This is a genomic window from Flavobacterium sp. MMLR14_040 (assembly GCF_033657265.1).
In the GTDB taxonomy this organism is placed as follows: Bacteria; Bacteroidota; Bacteroidia; order Flavobacteriales; family Flavobacteriaceae; genus Flavobacterium.
This window is the reverse complement of record NZ_JAWVWO010000005.1, coordinates 142,922-158,169: the sequence shown is the minus strand read 5'-3', so window position 1 is coordinate 158,169 and position 15,248 is coordinate 142,922. Positions and strand designations below refer to the sequence as shown.

11 protein-coding genes and 1 riboswitch are annotated in these 15,248 nt (G+C 36.0%); all 11 genes read right to left on the bottom strand.

The window, feature by feature from the left end; all coding sequences use genetic code 11:
- Nucleotides 1-9: 9 nt before the first annotated feature.
- On the bottom strand, nucleotides 10-1,413 hold the full coding sequence (locus SD960_RS09230; protein ID WP_318802402.1) for a pyridoxal phosphate-dependent decarboxylase family protein: 1,404 nt from the start codon (nucleotides 1,411-1,413) through the stop codon (nucleotides 10-12).
- Nucleotides 1,414-1,521: 108 nt separating this feature from the next.
- Entirely contained in the window at nucleotides 1,522-2,745 is a 1,224-nt protein-coding gene (locus SD960_RS09225; protein WP_318802401.1) for a dicarboxylate/amino acid:cation symporter, read from the bottom strand.
- A 102-nt stretch (nucleotides 2,746-2,847) separates the two neighbouring features.
- Nucleotides 2,848-3,501 (bottom strand): class I SAM-dependent methyltransferase, encoded by a 654-nt coding sequence (locus SD960_RS09220; protein ID WP_318802400.1) that lies wholly within the window; start codon nucleotides 3,499-3,501, stop codon nucleotides 2,848-2,850.
- 214 nt (nucleotides 3,502-3,715) lie between these two features.
- The gene (gene metF, locus SD960_RS09215) at nucleotides 3,716-4,672 is read right to left on the bottom strand and encodes a methylenetetrahydrofolate reductase [NAD(P)H] (protein ID WP_318802399.1); all 957 of its coding nucleotides are present in this window, start codon (nucleotides 4,670-4,672) and stop codon (nucleotides 3,716-3,718) included.
- Between the two features lie 169 nt (nucleotides 4,673-4,841).
- Nucleotides 4,842-7,517 carry a methionine synthase gene (metH, locus tag SD960_RS09210; RefSeq protein ID WP_318802398.1) on the bottom strand — a complete coding sequence of 892 codons (2,676 nt, stop codon included), beginning with the start codon at nucleotides 7,515-7,517 and terminating at the stop codon, nucleotides 4,842-4,844.
- 427 nt (nucleotides 7,518-7,944) lie between these two features.
- Nucleotides 7,945-8,379, bottom strand: a complete 435-nt coding sequence (locus tag SD960_RS09205) for a hypothetical protein (RefSeq protein WP_318802397.1) — start codon at nucleotides 8,377-8,379, stop codon at nucleotides 7,945-7,947.
- A gap of 5 nt (nucleotides 8,380-8,384) precedes the next feature.
- Entirely contained in the window at nucleotides 8,385-9,389 is a 1,005-nt protein-coding gene (locus tag SD960_RS09200) for a homocysteine S-methyltransferase family protein (protein WP_318802396.1), read from the bottom strand.
- Between the two features lie 323 nt (nucleotides 9,390-9,712).
- Nucleotides 9,713-9,827, bottom strand: a riboswitch (SAM riboswitch).
- Nucleotides 9,828-10,393: 566 nt separating this feature from the next.
- Nucleotides 10,394-11,446, bottom strand: coding sequence for an NAD(P)/FAD-dependent oxidoreductase (locus tag SD960_RS09195; RefSeq protein WP_115843828.1), 1,053 nt, complete (start codon nucleotides 11,444-11,446; stop codon nucleotides 10,394-10,396).
- Between the two features lie 185 nt (nucleotides 11,447-11,631).
- Entirely contained in the window at nucleotides 11,632-12,213 is a 582-nt protein-coding gene (locus SD960_RS09190; RefSeq protein WP_121322509.1) for a bifunctional precorrin-2 dehydrogenase/sirohydrochlorin ferrochelatase, read from the bottom strand.
- Between the two features lie 100 nt (nucleotides 12,214-12,313).
- Nucleotides 12,314-13,087: a uroporphyrinogen-III C-methyltransferase gene (gene cobA, locus SD960_RS09185; protein WP_318802394.1), complete on the bottom strand. Its 774-nt coding sequence runs from the start codon at nucleotides 13,085-13,087 to the stop codon at nucleotides 12,314-12,316.
- The gene (locus tag SD960_RS09180) at nucleotides 13,080-15,170 is read right to left on the bottom strand and encodes a nitrite reductase (RefSeq protein ID WP_318802393.1); all 2,091 of its coding nucleotides are present in this window, start codon (nucleotides 15,168-15,170) and stop codon (nucleotides 13,080-13,082) included. The genes cobA and SD960_RS09180 overlap by 8 nt, the downstream gene beginning before the upstream one ends.
- Between the last annotated feature and the right edge of the window lie 78 nt (nucleotides 15,171-15,248).

Here is a 15,248-nt window from a genome sequence, read left to right as displayed (position 1 = left end):
ATAAATATACTATAAAGCATTTAATGTTTCTTTCATTTCATCTATAACAACTTTAATATCAGTTTCATTTGTGCGCCAATTTACAAATGAAGCCCTGATTCCTTTTCGGTTTCGATAAACCGTTGGTGTCATAAAAACTTTTCCGCTATCATTAAGCATTGTCAGAAATTGCGAAACTTTTTCCTGATTATGATCTCCTTTTAAAGTAAAACAAACATTATTAAGACGAATTGGCGCCAATAGTTCAAAATTTCCATCTTCTATAAGCTCATTTGCAAAATGAAGCGCCATTGAAGCGCTGTTTTCTACAATATCACAAAATCCTTCTTTTCCGTATGCCAATAACGAAAACCAAACCGGCAAAGCTCTTAACCGCCTTGAATTTTCAGGCAATACATTCAGATAATTAAAATTCTCTAACGGATTTCCTAAATAAGGTGCATTTGAATTTTGAAATGTTTCTATTTGTAAACTTGTATGTTCTTTTTTAACTAAATAAAAAGCACTTTCATAAGGAACATTCAACCATTTATGGCAATCAATTGTAATACTGTCTGCCCCTTCCCAGCCTTCAACTAAGTGTTTAAATTTATCCGAAACTGCAGCAAAACCACCAAAAGCGGCATCAATATGCCACCAGAAATTGTATTTCCCTTTTAGTTTTGAAATGATTTTGAAATCATCAAAATCGGCTGTATTAACCGTTCCTGCACTTGAAATTAGTATAAAAGGTCGTCCGTTTAAGCTTTCAATGTTTTTTTCTAAATCAGAGATATCCATTGCTTCACGGTTGCCTTCAATTGTTTTAATTGTCGTGTAATTATTACTTCCAATTCCTAACATCGCCAATGATTTTATTGACGAAGAATGTGGTGTTGCCGTTAGAATATTGATTGGTTCTGAAATTCCGTTTTTGGCAAAATCTTTCCCAAATTGTTTCCCAAACCATTGTCTCGCAACTCCCAAACTGGTAAAATTTGACATTGTGGCTCCGGTCACAAATCCGCCTAAAAAAGAATCCGGCAATTGAAATAACTGCAGTAATAAATTGATGGTCTCAAATTCAATTAATGCCGAAGCACCTCCTTGTGCTTTTATTGCCTGCGTATTTTGGTCGTAAACCGTAGCCAGCCAATCGCCCACAATAGAAGCCGGTGTTGATCCTCCCGTAACAAATCCCCAATATCGCGGCCCTGGAGAAGCAACCATCAACGGTGCTAATCGTTCATTAAATTCTTTCAGCGCACTCAAAGAGCCTAAGCCTAGTTCGTTTAATTCTCTGGTATAAATAATTGAGTTTTTATTAGAAGTTGGAATATTTTCCAGATCATTTAAGAAATCTATTCCTTGTTGTTTTGCTTTTTCTAAAATATTTTCGAGATCGTTTAGATCATGTTGTAATATTGAATTCATATTATTTATTTAATGAAACTGGTATTTTATTTTTCATGCAGATTTTACAGATAACGCAGAATTTGAGTTTAGGATTTGGAATTTAAAATTTTGGAATTTATAAATAACCTACCATTTTGTTTTTTCGGAGAACCGCGAAATCATCATCGAACAAATTAAATCGCCATTTACATTTAATAAAGTAGCAATTGGATCGACTAAAGTTCCTAAAATCATAGCTACAGGTAAAGCTTGTTCCATTGGCAATCCGTAAACGGTAATGGCTAAGACTTCTCCAATATAACCTCCATTCGGGATTCCGCCTTCTACAATTGAAACAATAACAGTAATTCCTAAAGCTAAAAGTATGGTTGAAGGTTCTGTAAAATCTTTTCCGAACATGGCAAAAAGAACTGTTATTTTTAAAATAGATGACATACTGGATCCATCTTTATGCAGAGGTGCACCAAGCGGAATAACTAAGTTTTTTACATGATTTGGAATATTCATTTTTTCTGCCGCTTCAAGATTTGCAGGAATTGTTGCTATACTACTACAAGTCCCAACTGCGGTTAAAGCAGGCGTAATATTGTTACTCCAAAATACTTTAAATGCTCTTTTTCCTCCTGCTACAAAAGCATACAAACTAAAAAACACAAAGAAATAGAATATACAAGCACCATAATAAATCCCTAATGGTTTGGCGTAAACACCAAATAATTGCGGTCCGAAAACGCCAACCTGATAAGCAAAATAAGCGCCCAAACCTATTGGTGCCAATTTCATAATCATATTTAGTAATTGTTTCATGACTTCATTTCCTGAATCCAGAAAACTTCTGAAACTGCTGCCTTTTTCACCGGATTGCAAACTGGCAAAACCAATTAAAAACGAAAAAATAATAAGTGCCAGCATGCTTTTTCGAGACAACAATTCGAAGAAATCATTTACCGTAAGCAATTGGGCAATTTGCTCTCCAATACTTGCTGATTGAATAGTTTCAACAGGAACTTTAGAAATTATAATATTTTGGTGGATAGGAAAAAGATAAACCGCCGAAATCATAACAATTGCCGAAATTAGGACTGTGGCTAAAAATACGGCAATCATAATAATAAAAAGTTTCCCTAACTTTTCTGTTCTTTCTAAATTGGCAATAGAAGACGCAATCGTGAAAAATATAAGCGGAATAATTGCAGTAAAAAGCAAGTTCAAAAAAATGTCCCCAAGCGGTTTTATAACCATGACATCTTTACCAAAAAAAAGACCTAAAATACTTCCTAGGATAATACCGCTAAGAAGCAACAGAATGCTACTGTAACTTTTGAGAAAATTGATTTTTTTAACTTCCATAATTATAAAAAGTATTTAGGATTCAGAAATAGAAACTTGCAATAAAAAAATCAATTAAAGTACTCAAAAAAAGAGTTCGAAAATTATTATTCTAACTTTTTGTTATTTTTCTAAAACCAAGGTAGTAAAAGCTCTGTCAACCAATTCTCCTGTTTTACTTTTTACTTTCTCTGTTTGAGTTTCTGTATAAACGATTTTAAAAGGTGTTTTCTTTATTAATTGCTGTGCTTTTTCGGTGCTGTAGAGTTCAAATTCAAATTGAGTAAAAGGAAGTTTCTTCATGAAATCTTCTTCAGCAAATGTGAGGCAGAAATTTCCGTTTGGTCTCAGAACTCTGTAAATTTCCAGAAGTAATTTTTCAGGTTCCTGCCAAAAATAGATAGTATTTACAGTGAATATTTTATCGAAACATTCGTCTTCAAACGGAATTTTATTTCCGCCATAAAGCGAAAAGAAAGCTTGTTTTTGAGAGACAAAATTTCTGTTTATCTGGCGTGCTTCCTGAAACATTAGTTCAGACATTTCCAGTCCGTAATATTTTAAGTTTTCTGATTGTTGAAATAAAAATTCTACATGTCCCGCATTTCCGTGACCTAATTCCAGAATTTTATTTTCTTTGGATATATTTAGGTTTTGAATGGAATGGCGTGTCATATTGATGTTGGTTTTATTCATCATATTTGCCATTTCAATTCCTTTTTCTCCCGTTGGATGTTTTAGCTGAGAAGCTATCGCTTGTAATTCTTCTTTTTTCATAAAATAAAAATTAAATTCCAATCCCGAAGGTTCGTGATAAATTCCAAATTCCAAGCTAGCAATTACTTCCAATGTTTGTCATTCCGAGGAACGAGGAATCTTCGCAAGAAGCTCGACAAAGATTGTCCGCTTTTCTGTGCGGAGTTACTTGCGGAGATTCCTCGTTCCTCGGAATGACAAAAATGTGTGCAATGCTTAAAACGAGTAAAATCTCTTAAAAAATCTGACTTGCGATCTGGCGAATATTCTCAGATTTCCCCATTGAATAATAATGTAACACAGGAACTCCGGCCGCTTTTAATTCTAGAGACTGCTGGATCGCCCACTCGATTCCAACTTGTTTTATTTCTGCATTGTTTTTGCATTTATCAACCGCATCGATTAAATCTTCCGGTAAATCGATTCTGAAAATCTGTGGTAAAATCTGTAAATGTCTTTGAACAGCAATTGGTTTAATTCCCGGAATAATCGGAATTGTAATGCCTATTTCTCTTGCTTTTTTGACAAACTCAAAATATTTAGCATTGTCAAAAAACATTTGTGTTACTACGTAATCAGCTCCCGCATCTACTTTTTCTTTCAATCTTTTTAAATCTGATTGTAAAGATGGAGATTCTAAATGTTTCTCCGGATATCCTGCAACACCAATACAAAAATCAGCTTTATTGTCAACATCCATAACTTCATGAAGGTATTTTCCGCAATTTAAATCGTTGATTTGGCGAACTAAATCTATGGCAAAATGATTACCTCCAACTTTAGGAACAAAAGATTGTTCGTCTTTCATCGCATCTCCGCGAAGTGCCATTACATTAGTGATTCCCAAATACTGACAATCAACCAACATGTATTCTGTTTCTTCCTGTGTAAATCCGCCGCAAAGCAAGTGCGGTACAGTATCTACATTGTATTTATGTTTTATAGAAGCGCAAATACCAAGCGTTCCCGGACGCATACGAGTCAATTTTTTATCTAAAAGTCCGTTGCCTTTATCAATATAAATGTATTCTTCACGCGAAGTCGTTACATCAATAAATGGCGGCTTAAACTCCATCAACGGATCAATATTATCGTATAATTCCTGAATGCTTTTTCCCTTTTGAGGCGGAATAAGTTCAAATGAGAATAATGTTTTTCCCTTAGCGTTTTCTATATGTTCTGTTACTTTCATTATTAGAGTTATGAGTTATGAATTATGAGTTTTGAGTTTTAGTTCGTGTAAAAAATCTGAAATCAAAAAACGTAATCAAATATCTTTTTTGTTTCAAGTTTCAGGTTCCATGTTTCAAGTTGCTTTCGATAACTTGAAACCTGAAACTAAATAAACTTGAAACTTTTCTTTAGTCTGCTATATTAGGGTTTAACCATTTCATTGCATAATCGGTTGGTACATTGCGTCGTTTGGCGTAATCAACCACCTGATCTTCTTTTATTTTTCCGAGTCCGAAATACCTGCTTTTTGGGTTTCCAAAATAATATCCCGACACAGATGAAGCCGGCCACATCGCCATGCTTTCTGTCAGAGTTACTCCAATTTCTTCGGCCACATTTAAAAGTTTCCAAATCGTTGGTTTCTCGAGGTGATCAGGACAAGCCGGATATCCTGGTGCCGGACGAATTCCTTTATAATTTTCTTTAATTAATTCTTCGTTTGTTAAAGATTCTTCCCGATCATAACCCCAGAAATCTTTACGAACTTTTTCGTGGAGATATTCGGCAAAAGCCTCAGCAAAACGATCGGCAAGCGCTTTCACCATAATCGAATTGTAATCGTCTAAAGCTGCCTCAAATTCAGCTGCCCATTCGTCAACACCAAAACCGGTTGTTACACAAAAAGCTCCTATATAATCTTCTATTCCGCTTTCTTTTGGCAGAATAAAATCAGACAATGCAATATTCGGCGCGCCTTTTGTTTTTTGTGATTGCTGGCGAAGTGTTAAGAATTTCTCCAATACTTTTCCGTTTTCGTCACGCAATTCGATATCATCATCATCAACCTGATTCGCAGGGAAAATGCCGTAAATTCCTTTTGCTTTTAATTTTTTCTCAGCCAAAATTATTTTCAACATTTCCTGAGCATCTGCAAAAACAGAAGTTGCTTCTTTACCCACAACCTCATCTGTTAAAATTGCCGGATATTTTCCGTGCAATTCCCAGGTTTGAAAAAATGGTGTCCAGTCGATATACGGAACCAAAACATCTAGCTCAACCTCAACAATTTGTTTACCAATTACTTTTGGCTTTGTTGGCGTGTATTCGCTCCAGTCTAATTGCATTTTATTTTTACGGGCATCTTCAATACTTAAGAAATTTTTATCTCTCGAACGATTTAAAAACGTTTCTCTAAAAGCATCGTATTCTGCACGAATATCGCTTGCATATATTTTTCGGTTATGATCTAAAAGATTTCCTGCAACCGTCACAGCGCGCGAAGCATCGTTTACGTGAATTACCGTTTCTCGATATTGCGGCGCGATCTTCACGGCAGTATGCGCGCGCGAAGTGGTTGCTCCACCAATCATAATCGGGATTTTAATATCTTGTTTGTCAAGTTCTTTGGCCAAATAAACCATTTCGTCAAGCGAAGGCGTGATTAATCCGCTTAAACCAATAATGTCAACATTATGTTCAATCGCAGCCGCAATAATTTTTTCCGGAGGCACCATAACACCAAGATCTACAATCTCGTAATTGTTACACGCCAAAACCACAGAAACAATGTTTTTACCAATATCGTGAACGTCACCTTTTACGGTTGCCATCAGGATTTTTCCGTTTCCTTGTTTATCGCCGGCTTGTTTGCTGGCTTCAATATATGGCAATAAATACGCTACGGCTTTTTTCATTACACGTGCCGATTTTACAACCTGAGGAAGGAACATTTTTCCACTTCCGAATAAATCTCCAACCACATTCATTCCCGTCATCAAATTGATTTCGATAACTTCAATTGGTTTCGTTGCTGCTAAACGCGCTTCTTCAACATCTTCTTCAATAAAAGCATCAACTCCTTTTACCAATGAGTGCGTAATTCTTTCCTGAACCGTTCCTAAACGCCATTCCTGAATTGCTTTCTCATCACTTTTTACCTCGCCTTTTACGTTTTCAGCAAAATCTAAAAGTCTTTCTGTTGCATCGTCGCGTCTGTTTAAGATTACATCTTCAACGTGTTCTAATAAATCTTTTGGGATATCATCGTAAATCGAAAGCATCTCCGGATTCACGATTCCCATCGTCATTCCGTTCTTGATCGCGTGGTATAAAAACACTGAGTGCATTGCTTCACGAACTGTATCATTTCCTCTAAAAGAAAACGAAACGTTACTCACACCACCACTAATATGCGCATGTGGCAAGTTATCACGAACCCATTTTGTACCTCTAAAAAAGTCCAAAGCATTTAGGCGATGTTCTTCCATTCCGGTTGCAACGGGGAAAATATTTAAATCAAAAATGATATCCTGTGGAGGAAAACCTACTTTGTTAACCAAAATATCATACGAACGCTGACAAATCTCGACTCTTCGGTCAAAATTATCGGCCTGACCTACTTCGTCAAAAGCCATGATAATCGCCGCGGCTCCGTAACGTTTGATTAATTTAGCGTGATGAATAAAGGCTTCTTCTCCTTCTTTCAACGAAATCGAGTTGACAACGCTTTTTCCTTGTACTACTTTCAGACCCGCTTCGATGATTTCCCATTTCGAGCTGTCGATCATAATCGGCACCCTCGAAATATCCGGTTCTGATGCAATTAAATTCAAAAATTTAGTCATTGCCTGAACACCATCAAGCATTCCTTCATCCATATTAATATCGATGATTTGTGCTCCACCTTCTACTTGTTGTCTTGCAATATCAAGTGCCTCGTCATATTTCTCTTCCTTGATCAAGCGAAGGAATTTTCGCGAACCTGTTACATTCGTACGTTCCCCAACGTTTACAAAAACACTTTCGGGTGTAATAATCAACGGTTCTAATCCTGCTAATACAAGATCTCTTCTTTTTTCTGCCATTTCTTTTTTAAGTTACTAAGATCCTGAGATTCTAAGGTTCTGAGTTTTTTTATTCTTTGTTTTTCCTGCAAGGTTTTTAAAACCTTGTAGGTATATTCGTTTTTCAATAATCTTATTTTGGGCGTGTTTCGCCGCGGCGAACAGGGCTATCCGTTTCTAGTCCTCGCACCTCCTTCGTCAGGCTGTGGGCTATCCTCTTCTATCCCTCACGCAATTTTGGTTTCATAAGATGGTTTATTTTACGATCAATTCTCGTTTTTGAAATAAATTTTCTAAATCTTTGAACCAATTTTATATTTCGTTCCTACGGAACTTTTGTTGTGAATTGTTTTCTCATTTCAACGGAATAAATTCCGTTGCTACCAACATTTCGTTCCTCCGGAACTTTTACTTAATTCCCCTTTATCAATCTTATGAAAAACCATTACTATTTCCATTTTGACTTCTCTATATATTTACAAGTTACACCTGCATCATAGAAATAATATTTGATTTTAGTAAATCCTGCTTTAACTAATGAAATGGAATCAGGTTCTAATTCTTCTTCTAAAACAATATAGTTTTCTTCAGGATTATTTATGTTGTACTTTATTTTATAAAATTTATTAATTAATTTGTCACCATTGTATTTCTCTATGGAGGTTTCTGATAAAATTTTTCTGCCAGAATAGAAATAATATTTTAAATAATCTCTTTTCACTTTTTCGGTCCTGGTTGCAAAACCAATGGTTTCACCTTTGAGCGTTTTCTTGTATTTATCATATTGCTCAGCATCTTTATTTGAAAGAAAAAACAACAAAAATAATATTGCAAAAAGAAGAATTGGTCCTATCAAGTTTTTATTAATGTTATTTTCTTTCATCTTATTTATGCAAATACCGGCGCCACACGTGGCTTATAACCCTTCGCCACTTCAGCAATTAACCGAATATGATCCGGAGTTGTTCCGCAACAACCACCGATGATGTTGATTAAATTATCGTCCAAATATTCTTTAATTAAAGCCTGAGTTTGTTCTGGTGTTTCATCATATTGTCCGAATGCGTTTGGCAATCCTGCATTTGGATGTGCTGAAACATTGAACTGTGTATGCTGCGATAATGTTTTCAGATACGGTTTCAATAAATCGGCTCCAAGAGCGCAATTGAAACCTACACTTAATAACGGAATATGTGATACTGAAATCAAAAACGCTTCAACCGTTTGACCAGAAAGTGTTCTTCCTGAAGCGTCGGTAATCGTTCCTGAAACCATGATTGGAATATCAAGATTGCGATCATCTTTTACTTCTTCGATCGCGAAAAGTGCCGCTTTTGCATTTAAAGTATCGAAAATGGTTTCTACCAAAAGTAAATCGCATCCACCATCCATTAAAGCTTCCACTTGTTGTTTATACGCAATACGCAAATCATCAAACGTTACGGCTCTGTAACCCGGATCGTTTACATCTGGTGACATACTTGCAGTTCTGTTTGTTGGTCCAATTGAGCCGGCAACGAAACGTGGTTTCTCCGGATTTTTAGCGGTGAATTCATCAGCTACTTGTCTGGCAATTTTAGCCGATTCGTAGTTTAATTCATAAACCAAATCTTCCAGGAAATAATCGGCCATACCGATCGTAGTTCCTGAAAAAGTATTGGTTTCCACAATGTCAGCACCTGCATCAAAATACGCAGCGTGAACATCGCGGATCGCTTGTGGTTGTGTTATGGATAGTAAATCGTTGTTTCCTTTTAATGGATGCGGAAAATCTTTGAAACGTTCGCCTCTGAAATCTTCTTCTGAGAAATTATAGCGTTGCAGCATTGTTCCCATTGCCCCGTCAAGGATTAGGATATTTTTTTTAATTGCTTCCTGAATTGTTATTGCCATTTTTTTTGTCTTTTGCCACGAAGGCGCTAAGGCACTAAGCTTTTTTATTCTATTATTAAAACATACCTAACAGTCCCGAAGCCTCGGTATTGAAAACCTGTTAGGGTACGCGTTTTGATTCACATTAATTCCAAAAATTCACTATTGCCGGCTAATTAGCCCCGATTGAGCCGGTATCCTCGCAGTGAAACGGAGAGATATAGGCGAAAGCGGGAACGATGACGGCATAAATGCGCCAATAATTCGCTCATTAAACTGTGAATTCAGTAAAATAATATTGTATGGTTGTCAGGAAAAGTGTGAGAAATACGAGTAATGTATTTTTGTTATCTATCTTTAATACTATGGACTAGTACAAAGTAGAATTTAGCACCTTCTTTATGATAAAGGGTTGCTAAGGTTTCATCGGGTCTATCCCTCCGCCTTTCGTGATAACTTTCAATAATTTTAAGAACAGTGCAAAGGTATGAAATAGCCTTGCGATTTGCAAATGTTTTTTTAAGGTTCTGAGGGGCTAAGGTTCTGAGGTTCTAAGGTTTTTTAAAAGGGGCTAAGTTGCTAAGGTTCTAAGGCTAAAGTTTGACTTATTTTCTTTCAAATATAGCCCGCGGTTTCCAACTGTGGGAAACGGATCGTATTATGCATTATGAACATGCATTATGATATTCATTGCAGTCGAGTGGTTGAAACCACTGGCTATGTTTTAAATATCTATAATAAAAATTGTTTAGAACATTCGTTTAAATGCTAATAGAACCTTTTTTAATAAAGCTCCAGCGGAGCATAATGTTTATAGCAAATGATTATGCAGTTGGCCAAAGCTCCAGAGGAGTGATATGATTTTTATAAATAATTACATGTCGCCCCGCTGGGGCTTTTTCAATAGATCTTATTTATTCTATAAACATGGCATCCCGCTGGGATTAAAAAAAGCCCAAACCATAAGTTTGAGCTTTCTATAAAAATCTTAGAGCCTTAGTATCTTAGCGACTTAGAATCTCAAATTAAACAATCGCTTTCACAACTGCCTTAGGTGCTTCTTTACGTGTTCCGTCGAAACCGTCTACTCCAGAAACTGTTGTATATTTCAATACATATTTTTTACCCGGATTGATGATTGCGTATGCAGCCTGACACATTAATGTCGCTTCGTGGAAACCACATAGAATCAATTTCAATTTACCTGGGTATGTGTTTACGTCTCCAATGGCGAAGATTCCCGGAATATTAGTCTGGTAATCTAAGGCATTGTTTACTTTAATAGCATTTTTCTCAATCTCTAATCCCCAGTCTGCGATTGGTCCTAATTTTGGTGTTAACCCGAAAAGTGGAATAAAATAATCTGTTTCGATTTTACGGTGTGCTCCGTTTTCTTCGATATCTAATGATTCAACATGCTCAGCACCGTTAATTCCGATTACTTCTGCAGGTGTAATTAATTTAATCTTTCCTGCTGTTTTTAATTCCTGTACTTTTTCTACAGAATCAAGAGCTCCTCTAAATTCGTTTCTTCTGTGAATTAAAGTTACTTCTGAAGCTACATTGGCCAAAAAGATACTCCAGTCTAAAGCTGAATCTCCTCCTCCGGCAATTACAACTCTTTTATCTCTGAATTTCTCCGGATTTTTAATGAAGTATTTAACTCCCTTATCTTCATAAAACTCGATATCTTCAATAAGTGGCTTTCGTGGCTCAAAACTTCCTAAACCTCCTGCGATTGCAATAACAGGCGCATGAAATTTAGTTCCTTTATTTGAGGTTACGATAAAACTTCCGTCTTCTTGTTTTTCAATAGTTTCAGCACGTTCTCCTAATGTATAACCTGGCTCAAACTGCTTAATTTGCTCTTGTAGGTTATCAATTAAATCTCCTGCTAAAACTTCAGGGAAACCAGGAATATCATAAATAGGCTTTTTTGGATACAATTCTGAAAGTTGTCCTCCTGCTTGTGGCAATGCATCTAAAATATGACATTTTAATTTCAATAATCCTGCCTCGAAAACGGCAAATAAACCTGTTGGTCCTGCTCCAATTATAAGTATATCTGTTTTAATCATTATGGTTGTTGTTTATAATCATTCTTAATAATACAAAGAAACGAATAATATATTCTAATATCAAATGATTTTTATCATTGATTTCTTTGCCTAATTTTCCATCGGGTTAATCCCGAAACCTCGGGACGACGCTACAATATAATTCGTCCCTACGGGGACTTTTGTTATTCTTTATTCTTTGCTCTTTATTCTTTATTCTTTAATGAATTGGTTATTTCATTCATTCTTTTAACCTTTTCTTCAAAATCGCCTTTTAATGTCTTTCGGTATTCGTTTAGATTTTCTACCATTTGATTGATATCTTCCGGAATTACTTCTTCGAAAAATTCTCTTAGCCTTTTGGCTGTTGTTGGTGATTTTCCGTTAGTCGAAATGGCTATTTTTACATTTCCTTTCGTTACGATTCCGCCTAGATAATAATCACACAAATCTGGCGTATCCGCAATATTGCAAATCAAATAACGCTTTCGGGATAAATCGTATACTCTTTTATTGACTTTTAAATCATCGGTACAAGCGATTACCATGTGGCGTTTTTTGAGCATTTTCTTCTTGAACTTCGCTTCCGTCAATTTAATTGAAGGATGATTTTCGGCTAAAACTTTAATTTCTAAATGAAAATCGGGCGCCACCACCTCAACATTGGCATTTGGACTTGACTTTAGCAAAAAAGAAAGCTTTTCTAGACCGACATTTCCTCCGCCCACAATTAAAACGTTTAAATTGTGAAGCTTTAAAAATATTGGATATAATTCGTTTTGTTCCATTTTAATTTAATTTCATCTAAACAAAATTAGATGATTTTTTGATGAATATTGAATTAAATATTCATGCGTTCCTGAGGTTGAAACCTCAGGCTATGTTTTCTTATCTTGCAATTTCTTTTGATAGAAATTCTTCGTAAAAGCCTTTTAATTTATTGCTTTCTCGCACAACCTCTCCGAGAACGATAATTGCTGGCGAACTCAATTTTTTCTCTTTTACAATTTCTAAAATTGAATTTACGGTTCCAACACCTACTTTTTCTTCTGAAGTTGTGCCGTTTTGAATGATCGCTACGGGCAAATCTCCTTTGTCTTCTTTTTGAAACAAATCGATAATTTGAGGCAATTTGTGCATTCCCATCAAAATAACCACTGTTGCTGATGACTGTGCGGCTAAGGCTACATCGGCAGATAATTTTCTATCAGAGGTTGTGCCTGTAATTGCCCAGAAACTTTCTGAAACGCCTCTTTTTGTAATTGAAATTCCCTGACTTGCAGGAACTGCTACTACTGAAGATATTCCAGGAACGACAACCGTCTCGATTCCGAAACTTTCAATAAATTCTATTTCTTCGCTTCCACGCCCAAAAATAAACGGATCTCCACCTTTTAAACGTACTACATTTCCGTACGTTAATGCATTATCTACAATCAACTGATTGATTTGATCCTGCGTGTAAGCGTGATTCCCTATCTTTTTTCCAACAAAAATTTTGATGGCATTTTTAGGAGCGTGTGCTAATATTTCGTCATTAGCCAATGCATCATACAAAACCACATTCGCTTCAGCCAATGCTTTTACACCTTTCAGCGTAAGCAAATCCGGATCGCCGGGACCTGCACCGACTAAAGTTACTTTTGGTTTGATATTATGCATTTGCTAATTCTTGAGCTCTGTATTTTTCTATAATTGCAAAAAATGCAATTCCTTCTTCAATATATTGTTTTGCAAACGCTTCACTTGGTTCGTTTTGATTGATTTGATATACCAATTCTCTGAATGTTGTTGGCAATCCAATTTTATTAGTTGCAATAAAAACAGTATCAAATAAATCAACGATTCCTGCGTGATTGTTTGTTTTTTCGTTTTCTGAAAGTAATAATGCTTTAGCACCATTTACAAATCCGGCGTAAGCGTGGTAAATAGCATCTGACCATTTTCCTTCATCGAAAGATTCCTGAGCAAAAGTCAATTTATCTTTAGCTTCTAATAATAAAGTCGCTACTAAATCGATCACAACACCAGCACATTCTCCAACTCCAACTGCTTTTACGTAGTTGTCAGCATTACCCCAATCTACAAAATCAGCTTCGGTTAAATTGGTTACATCTGCGAAAGGTTTTAAAATTTCATAGAAATATTTCTCTCCTTTTTGATCGTAATAGTTTAGGAATTTTTCTCCGTTTGCATTCGCATCAAAATCATTTAAAATGGTACGCAAAGCGTCAGGTCCTCTACGGCTTGGAATTTTGATTACTTTATCCGCAAAACGTCCTGCTCCATTTCCTAATCTTCCTCCGCCTAATAAAACCTGCAATGCCGGAGCTACTAATTTTCCTGAATTGATCGACATTCCCTGAAAACCAATTGCCGACATATTGTGCTGTCCACAAGCATTCATACAACCCGAAATTTTGATTTCAATTTCCTGATTGTTCAAATACTGAGGATATTCTGCATTTAAAACTTTTTCTAATTCTTCTGCAATCCCGGTACTACTTGCAATCCCCAAATTACAAGTATCTGTACCCGGACAAGCTGTAATATCTGCTGTAGAATTATACCCTAAATGAACGAAGTCCAATTTGGCTAATTCCTGATAAAAGAAAGGTAAATTCTCTTCTTTTACGTGACGTATTACAATATTTTGACGCAATGAAAAACGTAATTCATTTGCTGCGTAATTCTTAATTAAATCGGCTAATAATCGGGCTTTATCGGTATAGAAATCTCCTAATAAAACTTTGATTCCAATAGCGTAATAGCCTTCTTGTTTTTGTTTGATTACATTTGATTTTTTCCACGTTTCATAAGCTACAGTATCCTCGATCGTTACTTTTGGAGCTTGTAATAATGGTTCCGGAATTGGTCCGTCAAAAGCAGTTGTATCAATTTCGTATGTTTCAAAAGCTATGGCTTTTTTCTCTTTTTCAACTAAATCAAGAAAAACATCTTTTCCCATTTCTTTGATTAAGAATTTCATACGAGCTTTCATCCTTTTTGCACGCTCACCGTATCTGTCAAAAATACGGATGATTCCTTCTGCTGTTGGAATGATTTGGTTTGCAGGAACAAACTCTGAAAGTAATTCAGCATGCGCCGGCTGAGATCCTAAACCTCCTCCAAACATGATTTTGAAACCACGAACGCCATCTACAACTTTCGGAATAAATCCTAAATCGTGCAAATAACTCAAAGCCGTATCTTCGTCTGAAGAAGAGAACGAAATTTTGAATTTACGTCCCATTTCCTGACAAATTGGGTTTCTTAATAAATATTGAAATAAGGCGTGTGCGTAAGGAGAAACATCAAATGGTTCGTTTACATCTACACCAGCCAATTCGCTTCCTGTAATATTACGAACTGTGTTTCCACAAGCTTCACGCAATGTGATATCGTCTTTAGCCAAATTTGCCCAAAGTTCCGGAGTTCTGTCTAAACTTACATAGTGAATCTGGATATCCTGACGTGTTGTAATATGCAAACGTCCAGTAGAATATTCGTCAGAAACTTTAGTAATACGCACCAATTGCTCACTCGTAACTTTACCGTAAGGCAATTTAATACGAATCATTTGCACGCCTTCCTGACGCTGACCGTAAATTCCGCGTGCTAAACGAAGACTACGAAAACGCTCATCATCAATTTTTCCTCCACGGAATAAATGAATCTTTTTTTCTAAATCGATAATCTCTTTTTGAACTATCGGGTTTTCTATTTCTGTTCTAAAACTTTCCATTTTCTCTTAGTTTGTAGTTTATGGTTGTTTGTTTATGGTTAGGTTGTTGGCAGCATAACTATCAACTAAAAACCACAA

Coding starts and splice junctions, on each gene's coding strand:
- SD960_RS09230 (WP_318802402.1), bottom strand. CDS start 1,413: ATGAATTCAATATTACAACATGATCTAAACGATCTCGAAAATATTTTA.
- SD960_RS09225 (WP_318802401.1), bottom strand. CDS start 2,745: ATGGAAGTTAAAAAAATCAATTTTCTCAAAAGTTACAGTAGCATTCTG.
- SD960_RS09220 (WP_318802400.1), bottom strand. CDS start 3,501: ATGAAAAAAGAAGAATTACAAGCGATAGCTTCTCAGCTAAAACATCCA.
- metF (WP_318802399.1), bottom strand. CDS start 4,672: ATGAAAGTAACAGAACATATAGAAAACGCTAAGGGAAAAACATTATTC.
- metH (WP_318802398.1), bottom strand. CDS start 7,517: ATGGCAGAAAAAAGAAGAGATCTTGTATTAGCAGGATTAGAACCGTTG.
- SD960_RS09205 (WP_318802397.1), bottom strand. CDS start 8,379: ATGAAAGAAAATAACATTAATAAAAACTTGATAGGACCAATTCTTCTT.
- SD960_RS09200 (WP_318802396.1), bottom strand. CDS start 9,389: ATGGCAATAACAATTCAGGAAGCAATTAAAAAAAATATCCTAATCCTT.
- SD960_RS09195 (WP_115843828.1), bottom strand. CDS start 11,446: ATGATTAAAACAGATATACTTATAATTGGAGCAGGACCAACAGGTTTA.
- SD960_RS09190 (WP_121322509.1), bottom strand. CDS start 12,213: ATGGAACAAAACGAATTATATCCAATATTTTTAAAGCTTCACAATTTA.
- cobA (WP_318802394.1), bottom strand. CDS start 13,087: ATGCATAATATCAAACCAAAAGTAACTTTAGTCGGTGCAGGTCCCGGC.
- SD960_RS09180 (WP_318802393.1), bottom strand. CDS start 15,170: ATGGAAAGTTTTAGAACAGAAATAGAAAACCCGATAGTTCAAAAAGAG.